Here is a 17,529-nt window from a genome sequence, read left to right on the forward strand (position 1 = left end):
ACTACCGGCACCACCCACACCCACCAGGGTCCAGGATCGCTCCGGAGCAACTTTTCAAACTTACCCGAACCAGCCGCACAAAGCAAACCAACCCCAGGCCTCCCACACCAACCCGGAAGCGCACCAAAGCACCACCGAAACCGGCAATCTGAAGGGAGTCTGTCACCATCATTTCCGCATCAGCGGCGGCGACTCGAATAACTTTACACGCGCCCCACCCCCACACCAAATCCACACCAACACCACCCAAAAACCCCGAAAACACAACGAAAACACCAACCCCACCCCCACAAAACACCCCCAAACACCAAAAACAAACCCCCGTGAACCCCATCACACAACACAACCCCCAAGACATGAGACGCGACGCGACGTGAGAGAGGATCAACCCCCGACCCCGGGGGTTGTGAGAGAGGACCCGCCCCCAACCCCGGGGGAAGTGAGAGAGCATCGGAAGGTGCAGGGACATCCGACAGCGCGCATCCAAAGGAAGAACGACCAAGCGCACCCCAGAATGTCCCACCCGACCAGCCGCCAACCCAACCCCTGGGAAGTGAGCGGGCATCCGGCCCAAGACCGGGGGACGTGAGAGAAGATCCGCCCCCAACCCCAGGGGAAGTGAAAGAGCGTCGGAAGGTACAGGGACATCTGGCAGCCCGCGCCCAAGGGAAGAACGACCAAGCGCACCAAGGAAGACCCCCATCCAAACAACAGCCACCCCGCAACCCGGGAGACATGAGAGAGGATCCACCCCAAACCCGGGGAAGTGCGAGAGCGTTGGGAAGGGGCGGAGGCATCCCGCAGCGCGCATCCCAAAGGAGAAACGACCAGGCGCACCTAGGAAGAGCCCCGCCCAGCCGCCAGCCAAACCCGGGGGGACATGAGAGAGGATCCGCCCCAAACCCGGGGGACGTGAGAGAGGATCCACCCCAAAACCCGGGGATGTGAGAGAGGATCCGCCCCCAAACCCAGGGGACATGAAGGAGCGTTGGGGAGGGGCGGGGCCGTCCGGCAGCGCGCGCCCAAGGGAAGAACGACCAAGCGCACCAAGGAAGACCCCATCCATCCAACAGCCGCCAACCAAACCCGGGGATGTGAGAGAGGATCCACCCCAAGACCGGGGGACATGAGAGAGGATCCGCCCCAAACCCAGGGGAAGTGAGAGAGCGTCGGAAGGGGCGGGGGCATCCGGCAGCGCGCGTCCAAGGGAGGAACGACCGAGCGCGCCGAGGATGACGCCGCCCCTCCAACAGTGCGCCCCCCTTCCCCTCCAGCAGTGCGCCCCCGCCGTCCAGCAGTGCGACCCAACCAGCAGCGGGCCCCGCCCCTCCGGCAGCCAATCGAAACCGGGAGGCCATGCCGCGCAGCACCCTTAAACCCAACAGCGCTCCCCCACCGAAGTGAAGGAGCGCTGCAGGAAACCGGGAGACGCGCGGATCAGTGGCCCCCGTGTCCTCCGGCACCTTCGGTCTTGCGCATCATGGCGCCGAGCACCACTGCCGCTACAGCGATCACTGTTGCGGCCAGGAAAGCTGCCTGCATCCCGGCCACCAAACCGGACGATGCCGAAACCACTGAGTAGATGGACACAAGCAGTGCCGTGCCGGCTGCACCGGAAACCTGCTGGGCGGTGCTGATGATTGCCGAACCGTGGGAGTAAAGGTGCGGCGGCAACGGGTTGAGGCCAGTGGTGAACGCCGGCGTGAACAGCAGTGCCAGTCCAAGGCTCAGGGTGACGTGCAACGCGACGACCCAGCCGAGCGCGCTGCCTTCGTCCAGGCGGGAGAACTGCCACAGTGTCAGGACCATAAGCACGGAGCCGGAGACGGTGAGCGGCAGGGGACCTACTTTGTCGAAAATCCGTCCGATGACAGGGCCCAGCAAGCCCATGGCCAGACCACCGGGCAGCAATGCCAGCCCGGTCTCCAGCGGCTGAAGGTGCAAGGTGTTCTGCAGGTACAGCGGCAACAGGATCACGCCGCCGAACAGGGCCATCATGGCAACGACCATCAGCAGCGTGGACACCGTGAACATCCGGAACTTGAAAGCGCGAAGATCCAGGAGCGGGGCGTCGGACTTCTGGAGCTTGAGCTGCCGGAAGACAAACAGCGCCAGGCAGAGAACCCCAACTACCAGTGCGATGACGGGAACTACGCCGGCCTCGGCGCCGCCAATCTGGCTGAGGCCGTACACCAGCCCACCGAAGGCGGGAACGGTGAGGATCACTGAAGGAACGTCCAGCGTGGTCTTCTCGCGTTCACCTACGTTGGTGAGGTACTTGGCACCAATTGCAAATGCAGCCAGGGCAACCGGCAGCACGAACACGAACATGAAGCGCCACGAGAAGTTGTCCAGGATGATGCCAGAAACGGTGGGGCCCATGGCCGGAGCAACCGAAATGGCAATGCTGACGTTGCCCATGACGGCACCGCGTTTGGACATGGGTACCAGCGTCAGGATGGTGGTCATGAGCAGCGGCAGCATGATGGCAGTACCGCCGGCCTGGACAATGCGCGCCAGCAACAACACGAGGAAGCCCGGTGCCAGAGCCGCTAGCAGCGTTCCGCCGCTGAATAGTCCCATGGCCAGCATGAACGCCCCGCGGGTGCTCATCCGCTGAAGGATGAACCCGGTGGTGGGAATGACAACTGCCATGGTCAGCATGAACCCGGTGGCCAGCCACTGCACGGTGGATGCACTGACTTGGAGGTCCGTCATGAGCCGCTGGAGGGCGACGTTCATGATGGTCTCGTTAAGGATCACCACGAAGGTTGCCACCAGGAGGGTGACAATCACCGTCACGGATTCACGTGACATCTTCCCGGACACAGGGGCTTGGGACGCCGGAACCTGCGGAGCCTGGGAAGCCGCCGGCTCTGCTGAGGCGACGGAACCGGATGCACCGGATTCAGGCTTTCCGTTGGCGTCGGACGTGACGTCGGTAGACATGAGGATTCCCCAAGGGTTGGATTTGGTGTCCGGCGATCGATGCCGGTGAAGACTAGAACAGTCTAAGCGCCCAAGCAATTCCCGTCAGCAGGAAAATTCCAAACGTCAGGAGAACAATGGGGCGTTATCAATCAGGCGTACCGGCCCCACCTTTGCCGCAATGATCGCCAGGCCTTCCCCGCGGAACGGAGTCTCCTTGCAGTTCTCGGCGAGCGGCTCCAGCGTGAGGGGATCGACGACGTCGAAATAGTCCAGTTCCACCAGCGGCTGGGATTGAACAAGCGCGACGGCGGAGTCAAGGTCAAGCGGTTCGTGCGCGTTTGCGCGGGACTCAATAAGGCGCAAAGCCCGCGAAAGGACGAGGGCGGCTTCTCGTTCCTCATCGGAAAGGAATCTGTTTCGGCTCGAAAGCGCCAGTCCGTCTTCACTGCGGACAATGGGCACAGGAACTATCTCGACCGGAAAGTTCAGGTCCGCGACCATCCGCTTCACCAATGCCAGCTGCTGCGCGTCCTTCTGTCCGAAGTAAGCCCGGTAGGCCGCCGTCGTGCCGTCCGCTGCAGCACCTCCGGGAAGCCCGTAGTGCAGCAGCTTGGCCACCACCGTGAGGGCTCCGTCGAAGTGGCCGGGGCGCGATGCACCCTCCCACTTTTCGCCCAATGGTCCGGAGGTTACGCGAACCAGCGGCTGGCCGCCGGGGTAAACCTCGTCAACGGACGGGGCGAAGACGAGGTCGACGCCTTCGGCATCCAGCAGGGCCATGTCGGCATCGAGCGTGCGCGGGTAGCGGTCCAGGTCCACGGCATCGCCGAATTGCAGCGGGTTGACGAAGATGGTGGCCACCACAACGTCGTTCTCCGCCACGGCTGTCCGGGCAAGCGATGCGTGGCCAGAGTGCAGGGCGCCCATGGTGGGCACAAGGCCCTGCGCGTTTCCGCCCTTGGCAGCAAGGAGGCGGGCGCTTTCGGCGCGCAGTTCGGCTGCAGTGGTCACGAGCTTGATGGCCATGATGTTCAGTTTCCTTCCGGCGACTTGGGTTCGCCGCCCAGCGCCTCGTCAATCTCGTTCAGTTGTTCGGGCCGCAGGATCCCACGGTTTTCTGCCCGGCGCGCGGTGGCCCGAGCCATGGCCTGGTATGCCGCGAGGACATCGCCGCCGGCACCGGCGTCGTATTCTTTCAGAGCCTGGGCGTGCGCGGAAACGGTACCAACATCTCCGCGCGCTACCGGACCGGTGAGTGCGGATTCGCCGGAGGCAAGGGCGTTCTCCAGCGTCGCGCGAAGCAGCGGACCGAGCATCGATTCAGGGGATTCGACGCCGATCTCCCGCAGCATCTGGGATGCCTGGGCCACCAGCGTGACCATGTGGTTCGAGCTGTGCGCGAGGGATGCGTGGTAAAGGGTGCGGTCGGCTTCGGCAATCACCACGGGCTCGGCACCCATCTCCACCACCAATGCCTGGGCGATCGGCAGCATGGCCGCATCGGCGGTGACTCCAAAGGTGCAATCCATTAGCCGGGTCAGGTCCAGGCTCATGCCCGTGAACGTCATGGCCGGGTGCAGCGCCAGCGGAATCGCGCCCACAGCCCTGACAGGGTTGAGGATTCCCACGCCGAACCGGCCGGATGTATGGGCCACGAGTTGACCGGGCTGCCAAGCACCAAGCTTCGCCAGCCCCGCCACCAACTCTCCGAGGGCATCATCCGGAACAGCCAACAACACCAGTTCCGAGCGTTCCACGATGTCCTGGATTTCCAGGACCGGAACACCCGGCAGCAGGTTTTCGGCCCGCTCACGGCTCGCCTCGGACACCGCTGAAACCCCGACGACGGCGTGCTCGGCCGCGCGCAAAGCGGCACCCAACACGGCACCCACCTTGCCGGCGCCGATGATTCCGACTCCGAGTCGTCCTGGCCTAGCCATCGTGGCGGTCCTCCTGTTGCGGTGAAGTTTGGGATTGTTCCGGCTGTTCTGCTGCGGCTGCAACCTCCGGAGCCTGGGGTGCCACCTGCGCCAGCCATTGCTCGCTGGTCTGCCGTTTCCGGGCTTCGCGGGCTCGGGCCGCCTGCTGATCGAACAGCTCCACAGCCTGCCCAACGCCAGCCTGGTACACCCGGGGAGAAACAGGTCCGGCGGTAGTGTGCAGGACCAGGTCGGCTACCCCGAAGCGGCGGGCCAACGGTCCCTGGTGAAGTGCCATGGACTGGGTCCGCTGATGTGGCACAAGGACCAGCATGCGCCACCACCGACCGGACCGGATCAACAGCGCTGTGCGTGTGGCAAGGAACCCATTGCGACGCCGGCCAAGAGGGGCCAACCAGCGTGCACGGCGGGGAGTCGTGACAAAACCATCCGTCGGGGCAACATCCGGGCCGGCCGGAGCCAACCCATCCAGCCCGGCCGTGAAGACGCGCTCCGGGTCTTCAACTCCCGGATCCGGCAGCACCAAGGACATCATCCGCAGGACATCCGGCTTCATGCCGACGGGCAACAGCATGGTGCGGGCGGCACCCTCGGTGCTGCCCGAGACCCCATAGCCCGCCACGTTGACATGCATTCGATACCAGCCGAAGATCCTCCACAGGGGCGGCTGCGTCACCATGACTGCCTGAATGCGGCCGGGAGGCACAGTCTGCGCCTGCGTATCAAGGAGGCCATACCGCAGGCGGATGCCGTCCGGGGAAATTGCGGCCGTGAAGTTGTAGCCCTTGTTGAAGGAGTTCCAATACGCCGCACCAATGCCCAGGATGGCAGGGATGAGCGCCAGGAACAGTGTCTGGTTTTCCGTGAAAACGGAGATGGCAACCACTGCGGCAGCACCAACGAGGATCCCCACGGTTTGCTCGCTCAACACCAGCGAACCGATGAGCCGCGCAGGAGGGACGGACAGCACCACGTGCTCGGGCGCCTCAGGAATTTCCTCCTCCTGACCGGGCTCACTGACAACGCCGGCGGCCCGGGCCAGGATGGTGGCGCGCAACTGCTTGGCCTGCGCCAGCGGGAGGTACGCCAACCGCACCGCCGACTCGCCGGCGTCGGCCACTTCAAACTTGAGTTCCGCGAGGCCGAAAATCCTCGCTAAAAGGGGCTGAACGATGTCAATTGCCTGGACTCTGTCCAAACGGGCCTGCCGTTGCTGCTTGAAAAGGAAGCCGGTGTTGACGCGGACGTACCCTTCAGCCACCTGGTAGCGCGTGAAATACCAGCTCAGGATGAAGCTGCCCACCGTCAACAGGAGCACCACGGCACCGCCGGCCAGAAGCCACGGCACCCGGCTGTTCAGGTTCGGATCCAGGACATCCCGGCCCTGCAGCATTCGTTCAAAAGCGTCACGGCCAAAGAAGAACCCGACGGCGGCAAGCGCCACCCAGCCACGGACAAAAGGCGACGCCGGGTGGACGCGGTTCCAATCGCCGTCGACCTTTGCTGCCGTCATATCCGGCGGGCCAACCGCCGCAGTGTCTTCCGGGCTCACAGCCCGGCCAGCCTGGCTTCTCCACGGGCCGAAAGTTGCTCGCGCAGCCGCGCACCTTCCTCGGCGGGAAGTCCGGGGAGGTGTGCGTTGGTACCCGTGGAAGCCGTGTGGAGTTTGAGGGTGCAGAGTCCCAGGCTGCGCTCAACCGGTCCCACTGCAACGTCCACGTACTGCATCCGGCCGTAAGGGACCACCATGGTGCGCTGGAAGAAGATGCCGCGGCGGATGAGGAGGTCGTCGTCGCGTTCTGCGTAGCCGATGGCACGCACTTGGCGGGGAATCAACACCAGCCGCCACAGCGCCAGGACAAGCATCACCGACGGAACAGCAATGGCGAGCCACAACGGAGGCCAGCGCCACCAACCGAGCAGCACAAAAACCAGCGGCAGACTCAGTACGGCCAGCAACAGCACGTTGCCGATGGCCCATTCCACCAAGCGCACCGTGACGTACTTTGGGGAAACCCGCAGCCACTGGACGCCGGGGGGATCAATCGCCACGGTATGCATATTCGCCTTCACCCTTGGTTTCGCCGCGACGGGTCCCCGGTCCTGCAGAACCTCCTTCAAGGTCCTCCGGCGGAATCCGGCAAAAACGCTCCACCACGAGTCCAACCACCACCATCACCACTCCACCTCCGCCCATCAACAGGGCGTTCCAAAGAATTCCTTCGCCGCCCCGCAAGCTGCCAATACGGAGGAGGTCCATCGAAATGCCGGCATGCCAGCCAAAGAGGAGCGTTCCAGCATAAGCGCAGGCTTGTGCAAGGACCAGCGTCCTGGCCGCCAGGATCGGGTTGAGCATGTTCTTCTTTTTGCCGTTGCGCCAGCGCAGCACACGGATCCCCATGATGAGCGTGAGACCGGCAATAACAGCCATGGTCACCAGCGCCGAGACCGGCAGGACCGGAGTGGGCATGCTGTACCGGTTGGTGGTGGCGGTCGCCAACCAGCCAACGACCACAGCGACGACGGCGATGAGCACCAGAACTACCGGGCGCATGGCTTTCATGGCTGCTCCACCGCTCCCGTCGCAGGTACTCCGGCGACGTCGCCATAGCCGTCGAAACGCCGGATATCGGGCATGTCAGCGGCGACGGCGGCCAGCTCAGCAACGCCCTGCCCGTTCAATTGCGCGTGCGGTTCCAGCAGCGACCACGGGTAGAGCACGAATGCGCGCTCAGCTGCCCGCGGGTGGGGCAGGGTCAGTACGGGGTCCTCGCTGACGACGTCGCCGTAAACAACGATGTCCACATCCAATGTTCGTGGGCCCCAGCGAACCTCACGCGTACGGTGGTGCTGCTGTTCAACCCGGTGGCAATGCTCCAGGAGCTGCATCGGGGTCAACGTTGTTTCCACCGCCATGACCATGTTCAGGAAGTCCGGCTGTCCTTCGGGGCCGCCCACTGCTTTGGTCTGCACCACGGGCGAAACACCCAGGAGACGCACCTCCGGCGGATCCACCAGGGCCGCCACTGCTGTGGACAAGGTGTCGTTGCGCTCCCCCAGGTTACTGCCGAGAGCCAGGATGGCCTTGGTGTAACCGGATGTCATGACCGCTCCCGATGCACGCTGACCGTAACATCGCCGAACGGCACCTCGATGGGGGCCTTGGGCTTGTGGACAGTGACGTCGACGGCGGCCACGCTGTAGTCCGCGAGGATGGCCTCGGCGATCCTGACAGCCAGGCCCTCGATCAGGTTCAAGGGCTCGCCCTCGATATGCCGGGTGATCAGCCCCGCAACCTCGCCGTAATGCGCCGTGTATTGGAGGTCATCGGTCTCGGCCGCCTTGGCGAAGTCCGTGTGCAACACGGCATCCACAACGAAAGGCTGGCCGTCACGGCGCTCGAAATCGAACACTCCGTGATAACCGACGGCGGTGACGCCGGTCAGCGTGATCCTGTCCACAGCGTTTCCTATCAGCGGGCGATACGGGCGGCGACCTTGACGGCGTCAAGGCTGGGGCCGACGTCGTGAACGCGGACAGCCCAAGCGCCCTTGGTGGCGCTCAAAGCGGTGATGGCTGCAGTTGCGGCATCGCGCTCCAACGGGGCAGCAGACTTGCCGGCGACTGTGAGCAACGAGCCCAGGAAGCGCTTACGGGATGCGGCCACCATCACCTTGTGGCCCAAAGTGAAAAGCTGATCCAGGTTCTTCAGGATCTCCCAGTTCTGGTTCTCGTTCTTGGAGAAACCCAGGCCGGGATCGATGATGACCTGCTCAGGGGCAACACCTGCCGCATAGAGCTTGTCGCGGACCCCGCTCAGCTCAGCCACCACATCTTCCGTCACGTTGTTGTAGTCCGTGAGGTTGTCCATGGTCAGGGCGTCGCCACGGCGGTGCGTAAGGATGTACGGAACCTTGGTCCGGGCAACGAGCTCGGGCATTCCAGGCTCGATGGTCAGGCCTGACACGTCATTGATGATGGCAGCACCGGCCTCGATCGCAGCGGCCGCAGTGGACGTGTGCATGGTATCGATGCTGACCAGGGCACCGGCCTTCACCAAGGCCTGGATCACCGGAATGACCCGGCGCTGTTCCTCCTCAGGGGAAACGGGCTCGGCACCCGAGCGCGTGGATTCGCCCCCGACGTCGATGATGTCCGCGCCGGCGTAGAACATGCGCAAGCCGAGCGCGATGGCGGTATCCGGCGTCCGGTGCGTGCCGCCGTCGCTGAAGGAATCCGGGGTGACGTTCAGGATTCCCATGACGAGCGTACGGTCCGTTGGCAGGTCCTCGAACCTGGCCGCCGGACGCGGTTTGCGGAGAACCGGCAGCGGGCTTGTGGCCGGGCCGGTTCCGGGTGCTGCAGCGAGGGAGTCCATAGTGCTTACCTTCCGAGTATGAGGCTCATGGCCTCGGCGCGGGTGGCCGGGTCATGGAGTTGACCGCGCACCGCGCTGGTGACGGTCTTTGCGCCGGGCTTGCGGATGCCGCGCATGGACATACACATGTGTTCGCATTCGACGACGACGATCGCGCCGCGCGGGTTGAGGTGCTTCACCAGCGCCTCGACGATCTGCGTGGTCAGGCGCTCCTGGACCTGGGGCCGGCGCGCATAGATATCCACCAACCGTGCCAGCTTGCTCAGGCCCGTCACCTTTCCGTCGTGTGACGGAATATAACCAACATGCGCCACGCCATGGAACGGCACAAGGTGGTGCTCACACGTCGAGTAGAAGGGGATGTCCTTCACAAGGACAAGCTCCTCATGGTCGAGGTCGAACGTGGTGGAAAGGACATCCGCCGGGTGCTGGTGAAGCCCCGCGAAGACCTCGGCGTACGCCTTGGCCACGCGCTTTGGCGTGTCCTGGAGCCCGCCACGGTCAGGGTCTTCACCGATGGCCAGGAGGATCTCCCGGACAGCGGCTTCAATGCGCGGACGGTCTACTTTATGGCTGTGCTGGGAGCCCACGGCGGAACCGTGGGCGGCGGCGAGGTCGTCGTCGTCGTCGAAATGAGTCACGGCAGATAGCTTAGCCGTGATGCGTGGAGTCGTTGCCGCCGTCAGGTCGCGGTGCCTGGAAGGATTCCTGGCTGCTGACCCCCTGGGCATGCGGAGCGACGACGTCCAGCGGCTCGTCCAGACGTGCCTTCTTGGCCTCTTCCTGGGCTTCCCGTTCAGCCTTTTCCGCACGGCTTTCAACCGGCGGGATGGACTGGACCGGGCGGGATTCCTTGGACAACCAGATCTCACGGAAATCGCGCTTCCGGATGTCGTGGAAGATCTCTGCAATCTCTGCCTGGTTCAGGGTTTCACGCTCAAGCAGTTCCAAGGCCAGGCGGTCCAGGACGTCCCGGTTTTCCGTGAGGATGGCGTAAGCCTCGTCGTGTGCCTGATCGATCAGGCGACGTACTTCCTCGTCCACAACGTAGGCGATCTGGTCCGAGAAGTTGCGCTCCTGCGCGGCGTCGCGGCCGAGGAACGGTTCCCCGCCACCCTGGCCCAGTTTCACCGCACCAACACGCTCGCTCATGCCGTACTGGGTGACCATCTTCCGGGCCGTGGAGGTGGCCTTTTCGATGTCGTTGGATGCGCCTGTGGAGGGATCGTGGAACACGATTTCCTCAGCAACACGACCGCCCATGGCGTAGGCCATCTGGTCCAGCAATTCGTTGCGGGTCACCGAGTACTTGTCGTCCTCGGGAATCACCATGGTGTAGCCCAGGGCGCGGCCGCGGGGAAGGATGGTGATCTTGGTGACCGGGGCGGAGTTGCGCAGGGCAGCAGCAACCAGTGCGTGGCCACCCTCGTGGTAAGCGGTGATCTTGCGCTCGAGTTCCTTCATGACGCGGCTGCGCTTCTGCGGGCCGGCCATGACACGGTCGATTGCCTCGTCCAGCGCGCGATCGTCAATCAGGTTGGCGTTGGAACGCGCGGTCAGCAGTGCGGCCTCGTTCAGCACGTTGGCCAGGTCAGCACCTGTGTAACCCGGGGTCTTCTTGGCCACAGCCCTGAGGTCGATGCCCTGGGCCATGGGCTTGCCCTTGGCGTGGACGTTCAGGATCTGCTCGCGGCCGATCATATCCGGGGCTTCCACCGTGATCTGGCGGTCGAAACGACCCGGGCGCAGCAGCGCAGGATCCAGGACGTCCGGACGGTTGGTGGCGGCGATGAGGATGACGTTGGTCTTGACGTCGAAACCGTCCATCTCCACGAGGAGCTGGTTCAACGTCTGCTCCCGCTCATCGTTACCGCCGCCGATACCGGCACCACGGTGACGTCCAACGGCGTCGATCTCATCCACGAAGATGATGGCTGGAGAACTGGCCTTGGCCTGCTCAAACAGGTCACGGACACGGGAAGCACCAACACCGACGAACATCTCAACGAAGTCCGAACCGGAGATGGAGAAGAAGGGAACGCCGGCCTCACCTGCGACAGCGCGGGCCAGCAGGGTCTTACCGGTACCTGGAGGACCGTAGAGCAGCACACCCTTGGGGATCTTGGCGCCCACGGCCTGGAACTTGGCCGGTTCCTGGAGGAACTCCTTGATTTCCTGGAGCTCTTCCACGGCTTCGTCGGCACCGGCGACGTCAGAGAATGTCACCTGCGGCATGTCCTTGTTGACCAACTTGGCCTTGGACTTGCCGAACTGCATCACCTTGGAGCCGCCACCCTGCATACGGGAAAGCAGGAACCAGAAGAGGACACCGAGCAACAGCACCGGAATGAGCAGCGAGAACAGGCCCGAGAACCAGTTGTTCTCGATCGGCTGGTCCGTGAAGCCCTTGTCCGGGTTGGCGTTGGTGACTGCCTTCACTACATCCGGACCGCGATCGGTGACGTAGAAGAACTGGACGTTCTTGCCCTTGTCCTGGCCATCCAGGTTCAGGTTGTCCTTAAGCACCAGGTCAACGCGGTTCTCGGCGTCGAAAATCTTGGCCTGCTCAACCTTCCCGCTTTGGGAAAGGAGCTCAAGGCCTTCCTTGGTGTCAATACGGGTTGAACCGCCCGGAGCCAGTGTTGCGAATGCCACCAGGAGCAAGCCAACAACGACAACAATCCAGATGCCCGGGCCCTTGAAGAAACTCTTAGCTTTCATCTGATCGGGGCTTTGCCCCGTCCCTCCTGGTAGTGCTGCAAGGCGCAACTTCTGCGCGCGAGTGGTGCTGCTTCAGTTTCAAGCTATACACCGTTCCCAGTAATTCACGCACCGGAAAGTCCAAAAGTTCCCTCTGGGCGTACACAGGATACTCGCGTCGGTGGCGTTGGAACAGGGCTTTTGCGCTTGGTGGGCGGGCGGGTTCCCACTGGCCTTCGCTTCCGGCGCACCCGTTGGCGCCGTGCGCACCCGTAACCACGGGCGCGAACGGCGGAAAAGGGTGCGGGCGTGCTGAGGAACGGGCGCGAACGGCGGAAACGGGTGCGGCCCGTGGGGCGCGTCGCCCCGCTAAGTGCTGTTAGCAGGGCACCACCTTGGCTACTTCCGTGTGGACTCGATGCTGTTTTTCCACATAGCTCGGACGGGTGCTTTCGACTTCGCGCTAGAACGGGAAGCGTGGAACCCATGACCATTCCAGAACTCATCCTCGCTGCAGATGCGACACGCATCGGGCATGACGCGCGGCACCTCGCGAAGCAGGCCAAGCGTGGCGAGCTGGTGCGGGTCCGACGGGGCGCTTATACACGCTCTGCTTATTGGGCGGAGTTGAACGAGCGTCAGCGGCACGGACTCCAAGCAGCCGCGCTGGTCAATGCAGCCAGGACTCCGCCCCTGTTCAACTTGCAGACGGCCGCACTCCTATGGGGGCTCGGCGTAGTGGGCGTACCTCAGGGCCTATGCACTGTCACTGAAGACCCAAGAGGCGGCAGGTCCAAGCACGGGATCCGGAGAAGCTTCGGGTCTCTTGACGCCGGGGTGGCCCAACTTGGTGACTTTCGAGTCACAGATAAGGTCCGCACCACAATAGAGCTTGCCGCCGCCCTCAATTTTGCTGAGGCCTTGGCCGTAGTGGACTCCAGCCGACGCAACCAAGGGTGGGGCGATGATTTAGAGGCCGACAATTGGAACAAGGATAAAGCGTGGGGTCCTCCGGCAAGCGTCGACGAACTTGCTGAAGCTGTCTCCGCTCTCACCAGGGTTTCCAGAAAGCGACGGGCCGAGTCGATTCTCGATCTTTCCTCAGACAAATCCGAATCAGTGGGGGAATCCATAAGCCGAGCACAAATGATCTTGCTCAACTTTCCCGTACCCAGCCTTCAAGGTTCTTTTACCCTGGGAAACGGACGCATTGCCCGAACTGACTTCTGGTGGCCCGAGCTGGACCTTGTCGGGGAATTCGATGGACACGGAAAGTACCTAAGAAAAAGGTTGCGGGGAAACCAGACCATCCAGCAGGCGGTCATGGCAGAGAAGGCCCGCGAGAATGGTCTGCGGGCGCTGGGCCTCACTGTCGTGCGCTGGGACTGGGCCGAGATGATGAACCCACGCGTGTTCGCACGTATTTTGAACGACGGCGGGCTTCGTTCCTTGCGTGCAGCGTAAGGCACCGGGTGGTCAGGCTGCGACCGGAAGCACCAGCAAATAACCTGTGGGCAGGTCCGAACTCCAGCGCCGGGGCTCACGGACCACGAACTGTGTGGCCAACTGCTCCGGAGTCAGCAGACTGTTGGGCTCCGGAGAGGGACCCCACTGTCCGCTGCCGTGAGGATAGAGCGGATCCAGGACCCGAATCCCCGTTACCTGAAACTCCGGGAACTGCGCAGGATCACCCATGGACTCAAAGCCGCTCATCACCCAAGCATGCCGACCACTCCACATGACCAACCCCACCGGCCGGCCAGTTTCAGCTATGGCGCGCGCCGCCGTCTGCAGCGTGTCCTCGTAGGTTGGGACGCTGACCACCGAGTAAGGGCCCAATCCAACCTCAGTCAACACCTGCGCCCAGCCCCGGGGGTTGGCGCCGTTGAATGAATTCGAGGACCTCGCACGGGCCATCTCCCACAGCTCACTTTGCTGCGCGGAGGAGGCCCAAGAGGCTCCGCCGGTGTCGTCGATGAGATTGTGCGCCATTTGGATGCTCGCAGCAACACACCAGTCGAACGTATATTGCGGGACGAAGTCACCCTCTTGGTAGAGGTTCAGGGCAAAAGCTTGAGGTACCACTGCCGGCGCGGGCGGAGGTGCGGGCTGCGGCGGCACAGGAGCCTGCGTGGCGCTCGGTGACGGGGCCGTTTCAAGGTGGCCCGTTGCCGGCGCAGCAGAAGCGGACGCGATTGGTTGACCGGAACCGGGCTCAGCGAGATCGACCCCAGGAGTGCAGGCTGTGAGGAGAGTCGCCATGACGGCGAGCCACGCCAGAAGGCGGGCAGGAGCACCGGTCATGGTCCAGTTTAGCGCGAGAGGGTGCGCAGCGGCAGGTTCACAAACCCAACAACCGCACCCACACCCGCCGAGCGCACCCCTTAAACGCAAACACCGCACCCACACCCGCCACACGCACCAGAGGTTACGGGCGCGAACGGCGGAAAAGGGCGCGACGGCGAGGGGTTGGTGCGGCGGCAGGTTCAGAAACTCAATATCTGCACCCGCTACCGCCAAGCGCACCCCTTAAGCGAAGCGCCCCCTTAAGCACAGCCGCCGCCCCCACTCCCGCCAGTGGTTATAAGTGCAAATGGCGGAAAAGGCGCGGCGGCGTGAAGCGAAGAAGAGCGCTTACTCGTAAACGTGCGGGGCCAAAGTGCCCACGAAGTCCAGGTTGCGGTACTTCTCGGCGTAGTCGAGGCCGTAGCCCACCACAAACTCGTTGGGGATGTCGTAGCCAACGTACTTGACGTCGATCTCCACCTTGGCGGCAGTCGGCTTGCGGAAAGCCGTGCAGATCTCGACGCTGGCCGTGCCACGCGACTCAAGGTTGGACTTGAGCCAGGAAAGGGTCAGGCCGGAGTCGATGATGTCTTCAACAATCAGGACATCCTTGCCCATGAGGTCGGTGTCGAGGTCCTTGAGGATGCGGACTACGCCGGAGGACTGGGTACCGGAGCCGTAGGACGAGACAGCCATCCAGTCCATGCTGACGTGGCTGTGCAGTGCGCGCGCCAGGTCAGCCATGACCATCACCGCACCCTTGAGGACGCCGACAACCAGTATGTCGCGGCCTTCGTAGTCCTTATCGATCTGCGCTGCGAGTTCTGCAATGCGCGTCTGGATCTGTTCCTTGGTGTAAAGAACGTGCTTGAGATCTGCCTGGACGTCGTTTGAATCCACCAATGGCTCCTGTTTTGATGCTCGGGTGCGGCTACTGTTGGGACGGTTTCTGATGCCGGAATACTAGCTTCCCACAGCGCGCGGCTTCACGGGGACCGGCGTCGGGCGAATCACGCGGGCCACCAGCTGCCGGAGTGCCGGCGGACACCGAACGCTCCTGCTCCAAATCGCTGAGGGACAAACGATAAACACTGACATGGCCGGGAAGTTCCACGGGTCCGGCTGACCCTTGGCGCCGGAGCAGTGCTTCCGCTGCCTGGAGGCGTCCATAGCCCGGTTGTTGACCCCCGACGTCGGCGGCGGCCTTGGCGATGACACGGAACCTGAGGGCGGCCGGCAGCTCGCGTACGGCGTCCTCGGGAAGCCAGGCATCATCGCCTTCGCGCCGGACAAGTGAGAGATAGGTCTCCTCGGCCAGGCTTTCGAGGAAATCAGCGTCCTGCTGCAGGATTGCGGCCGTCCTCGCCAATGATTCAGCCACGCCCGGGCCCAGTTTCTCTTCCAGGACCGGCATGACCTCAACACGGGTCCTTGAACGCGCGAACGCGGGATCGGCGTTACTGGGGTCGTGCCAGGGGGAAAGTTCCTCCACCTCACAGATTTCCAGGGTCTCCTCGCGACGAAGCCCAAGGAACGGCCGGAGGAGGCGGCCACGGGCGGGCCTCATTCCTGCCAGGGATCGGGTCCCGGAACCGCGGGCCAGCCCCAGCAACACCTGCTCGGCTTGGTCGTCCAGGGTATGGCCCAGCAGGATCGCATCACAGGCCAGATCCTCGGCGGCAGAATCCAGCGCAGCATGACGGGCGTCCCTGGCTGCGGCCTCGGGACCAAAGCCGGTAGCGGCGACTTCCACAGTGCGCACCTCCACCGGAGACAAGCCCAGCTCCCGCAGCACCCCGGCAGTCCGGGAGGCGACTTCTGCAGAACCTGGCTGCAGCTGATGATCCACCACTACTCCGGCAACAGCCACCGGGTGTCCATCAACGTGGCCGCGCCGGCCGAAATAGGCGGCGATGGCTGCCAAAGCCAACGAATCCGGTCCGCCGCTGCAGGCTACGAGCACCCGTTGGGGGTAGCCGGCGGAAGCCAAGGCGTTCTGCAACTGCTTCCGCGCCTTGCCGACGACGGGCGCGAGACGTCCAGGCCGCCGTCGCCCCTTACCCGCGACTCCGGAACTGGACCCGGCAGGCCCGGCTACGGAACCCGCAGCAGGCCCGTCACTGGAACTCCCGACAGAACCAGGTGAAACGCTCAAAGCCCCATCCGCTCAAGCCACAGCTTGGAGTTGTGGATCTCTTCTTCGGTGGGAAGGTATTCGGCGGACGTCCACACCCGGTTGAAGCCTTCCATGCCTGCCACGGCAACCACTTCACGGACGAACTTGGCGCCATCGGTGTACTGGCGCATCTTGGCATCCAGGCCGAGGAGATTGCGGATGAACTTCTCCACGACACCGCGGTCCTTGCCGCGCTCGTTGAAGCGCTGGCGGATGGTCCTCACGGACGGGACGATGCTCGAATCCACGGCATCCATGACCACGTTCGCATGGCCTTCGAGGAGACTCATGACAGCCGTGATGTGGGACAGGGACGCTTTTTCCTCGGGATCCTGCAGGATGTCGAGGATGGCGCCCCGTCCGGGTGCTTTCTCGGAGGGATTGCGGTCCCGCAGGGACTTGGCAACCGCGCCCGCGCGCTCCACCAGCGAGTCCATGTTGCCCAGGAGGTTGCCGCTGAGCTTTTCGATTTCGTCCAGCATGTGGTGCCGGAGCCACGGCGCGGCGGCGAACTGCACACGGTGTGTTTGCTCGTGCAGGCAGACCCAGAGCCGGAAGTCGTCGGGATGGACGTTGAGTTCACGTTCCACGGAAATGATGTTCGGGGCAACGAGCAGGAGCCTGCCGCCCGGGGGAACGTTGGAGTCGGGGGCCAACGCAGCGAATGGGTCGTACTGGCCCAAAACCTTGCTGGAGAGGAAAGCCAGCACGGCCCCGAGCTGGGTGCCGGTGATGGCACCGCTGGCTGCGGCGGCGGCCGGGGTCATGGCCGCACCGTTGCGGCTCTCCAGCATCTTCTTCAGCGCGGGCTGGAGCATCACTGAGAAACTCTGCGTATTGGCTTTGGACCAGGAGGCACGGTCAACCACCAGGACGTGCGAGTCCCGCAGGTCCCGGGCCGCTTCCAGGCCAGTGATGTCGTGGACGTGCGGAACCGAGATATCCGCGTTGAAGCGCAGGTTCTCCACCGCCTTGCCGATCTCCCCGGCGCTAAGCTCCGGACCGGGAGGGGCAAGCCGGGCAGCCGTAGAGGAGGCCAGGTCCCAATTGATCAGGGACGGGGCCCCTGCTGACGAATCGCGGGCAGATGACACCATAGGGACCATCACACCACATGA

The 17,529-nt window shown here is 63.6% G+C and carries 16 protein-coding genes; 1 reads left to right on the forward strand and 15 read right to left on the reverse strand.

Annotated features, from left to right (window positions below; translation table 11 throughout):
- Positions 1-1,437 precede the first annotated feature (1,437 nt).
- The 11 genes from BLQ01_RS04625 to ftsH form a co-directional block, all read right to left on the reverse strand.
- Positions 1,438-2,949 carry a DHA2 family efflux MFS transporter permease subunit gene (locus tag BLQ01_RS04625; RefSeq protein ID WP_091550387.1) on the reverse strand — a complete coding sequence of 504 codons (1,512 nt, stop codon included), beginning with the start codon at positions 2,947-2,949 and terminating at the stop codon, positions 1,438-1,440.
- A gap of 105 nt (positions 2,950-3,054) precedes the next feature.
- Positions 3,055-3,957: a pantoate--beta-alanine ligase gene (gene panC / locus BLQ01_RS04630; RefSeq protein ID WP_091550389.1), complete on the reverse strand. Its 903-nt coding sequence runs from the start codon at positions 3,955-3,957 to the stop codon at positions 3,055-3,057.
- A gap of 5 nt (positions 3,958-3,962) precedes the next feature.
- Entirely contained in the window at positions 3,963-4,871 is a 909-nt protein-coding gene (locus tag BLQ01_RS04635) for a Rossmann-like and DUF2520 domain-containing protein (protein ID WP_091550390.1), read from the reverse strand.
- On the reverse strand, positions 4,864-6,384 hold the full coding sequence (locus BLQ01_RS04640) for a PH domain-containing protein (protein WP_091550392.1): 1,521 nt from the start codon (positions 6,382-6,384) through the stop codon (positions 4,864-4,866). Before BLQ01_RS04640 ends, BLQ01_RS04635 begins: the two co-directional genes overlap by 8 nt.
- 35 nt (positions 6,385-6,419) lie before the next feature.
- Complete coding sequence (locus tag BLQ01_RS04645) at positions 6,420-6,932, reverse strand: PH domain-containing protein (RefSeq protein ID WP_026540847.1); 513 nt, start codon at positions 6,930-6,932, stop codon at positions 6,420-6,422.
- Positions 6,913-7,434 (reverse strand): DUF3180 domain-containing protein, encoded by a 522-nt coding sequence (locus BLQ01_RS04650; RefSeq protein ID WP_026540848.1) that lies wholly within the window; start codon positions 7,432-7,434, stop codon positions 6,913-6,915. The genes BLQ01_RS04645 and BLQ01_RS04650 overlap by 20 nt, the downstream gene beginning before the upstream one ends.
- Positions 7,431-7,976: a 2-amino-4-hydroxy-6-hydroxymethyldihydropteridine diphosphokinase gene (folK, locus tag BLQ01_RS04655; RefSeq protein ID WP_091550393.1), complete on the reverse strand. Its 546-nt coding sequence runs from the start codon at positions 7,974-7,976 to the stop codon at positions 7,431-7,433. Before folK ends, BLQ01_RS04650 begins: the two co-directional genes overlap by 4 nt.
- Positions 7,973-8,332: a dihydroneopterin aldolase gene (folB, locus tag BLQ01_RS04660; protein WP_091550395.1), complete on the reverse strand. Its 360-nt coding sequence runs from the start codon at positions 8,330-8,332 to the stop codon at positions 7,973-7,975. Before folB ends, folK begins: the two co-directional genes overlap by 4 nt.
- Positions 8,333-8,343: 11 nt before the next feature.
- Positions 8,344-9,249 carry a dihydropteroate synthase gene (gene folP, locus BLQ01_RS04665; RefSeq protein WP_026547155.1) on the reverse strand — a complete coding sequence of 302 codons (906 nt, stop codon included), beginning with the start codon at positions 9,247-9,249 and terminating at the stop codon, positions 8,344-8,346.
- A 5-nt stretch (positions 9,250-9,254) separates the two neighbouring features.
- Entirely contained in the window at positions 9,255-9,890 is a 636-nt protein-coding gene (gene folE / locus BLQ01_RS04670) for a GTP cyclohydrolase I FolE (protein WP_026540852.1), read from the reverse strand.
- A gap of 10 nt (positions 9,891-9,900) precedes the next feature.
- On the reverse strand, positions 9,901-11,970 hold the full coding sequence (ftsH, locus tag BLQ01_RS04675; RefSeq protein WP_026540853.1) for an ATP-dependent zinc metalloprotease FtsH: 2,070 nt from the start codon (positions 11,968-11,970) through the stop codon (positions 9,901-9,903).
- A gap of 465 nt (positions 11,971-12,435) precedes the next feature.
- Between ftsH and BLQ01_RS04680 the strand changes: the two genes are divergently transcribed.
- The gene (locus BLQ01_RS04680; protein ID WP_091550397.1) at positions 12,436-13,413 is read left to right on the forward strand and encodes a type IV toxin-antitoxin system AbiEi family antitoxin domain-containing protein; all 978 of its coding nucleotides are present in this window, start codon (positions 12,436-12,438) and stop codon (positions 13,411-13,413) included.
- A gap of 12 nt (positions 13,414-13,425) precedes the next feature.
- Here BLQ01_RS04680 and BLQ01_RS04685 read toward each other — a convergent pair whose 3' ends face one another.
- The 4 genes from BLQ01_RS04685 to BLQ01_RS04700 all read right to left on the reverse strand — a co-directional run bounded on the left by BLQ01_RS04685 (position 13,426) and on the right by BLQ01_RS04700 (position 17,508).
- Positions 13,426-14,253 carry a hypothetical protein gene (locus BLQ01_RS04685; RefSeq protein WP_026540855.1) on the reverse strand — a complete coding sequence of 276 codons (828 nt, stop codon included), beginning with the start codon at positions 14,251-14,253 and terminating at the stop codon, positions 13,426-13,428.
- A gap of 330 nt (positions 14,254-14,583) precedes the next feature.
- Complete coding sequence (gene hpt / locus BLQ01_RS04690) at positions 14,584-15,135, reverse strand: hypoxanthine phosphoribosyltransferase (RefSeq protein ID WP_026540856.1); 552 nt, start codon at positions 15,133-15,135, stop codon at positions 14,584-14,586.
- Between the two features lie 31 nt (positions 15,136-15,166).
- Positions 15,167-16,237, reverse strand: coding sequence for a tRNA lysidine(34) synthetase TilS (gene tilS, locus BLQ01_RS04695; protein WP_091550398.1), 1,071 nt, complete (start codon positions 16,235-16,237; stop codon positions 15,167-15,169).
- Positions 16,238-16,386: 149 nt separating this feature from the next.
- Entirely contained in the window at positions 16,387-17,508 is a 1,122-nt protein-coding gene (locus BLQ01_RS04700) for a zinc-dependent metalloprotease (RefSeq protein ID WP_026540858.1), read from the reverse strand.
- Between the last annotated feature and the right edge of the window lie 21 nt (positions 17,509-17,529).

The sequence above is a fragment of the Arthrobacter sp. UNCCL28 genome (assembly GCF_900102805.1).
Classification (GTDB): domain Bacteria; phylum Actinomycetota; class Actinomycetes; order Actinomycetales; family Micrococcaceae; genus Arthrobacter; species Arthrobacter nicotinovorans_A.

Coding starts and splice junctions, on each gene's coding strand:
- BLQ01_RS04645 (WP_026540847.1), bottom strand. CDS start 6,932: ATGCATACCGTGGCGATTGATCCCCCCGGCGTCCAGTGGCTGCGGGTT.
- folP (WP_026547155.1), bottom strand. CDS start 9,249: ATGGACTCCCTCGCTGCAGCACCCGGAACCGGCCCGGCCACAAGCCCG.
- BLQ01_RS04650 (WP_026540848.1), bottom strand. CDS start 7,434: ATGAAAGCCATGCGCCCGGTAGTTCTGGTGCTCATCGCCGTCGTCGCT.
- BLQ01_RS04640 (WP_091550392.1), bottom strand. CDS start 6,384: ATGACGGCAGCAAAGGTCGACGGCGATTGGAACCGCGTCCACCCGGCG.
- BLQ01_RS04685 (WP_026540855.1), bottom strand. CDS start 14,253: ATGACCGGTGCTCCTGCCCGCCTTCTGGCGTGGCTCGCCGTCATGGCG.
- ftsH (WP_026540853.1), bottom strand. CDS start 11,970: ATGAAAGCTAAGAGTTTCTTCAAGGGCCCGGGCATCTGGATTGTTGTC.
- BLQ01_RS04680 (WP_091550397.1), top strand. CDS start 12,436: ATGACCATTCCAGAACTCATCCTCGCTGCAGATGCGACACGCATCGGG.
- panC (WP_091550389.1), bottom strand. CDS start 3,957: ATGGCCATCAAGCTCGTGACCACTGCAGCCGAACTGCGCGCCGAAAGC.
- BLQ01_RS04700 (WP_026540858.1), bottom strand. CDS start 17,508: ATGGTGTCATCTGCCCGCGATTCGTCAGCAGGGGCCCCGTCCCTGATC.
- folK (WP_091550393.1), bottom strand. CDS start 7,976: ATGACATCCGGTTACACCAAGGCCATCCTGGCTCTCGGCAGTAACCTG.
- BLQ01_RS04635 (WP_091550390.1), bottom strand. CDS start 4,871: ATGGCTAGGCCAGGACGACTCGGAGTCGGAATCATCGGCGCCGGCAAG.
- BLQ01_RS04625 (WP_091550387.1), bottom strand. CDS start 2,949: ATGTCTACCGACGTCACGTCCGACGCCAACGGAAAGCCTGAATCCGGT.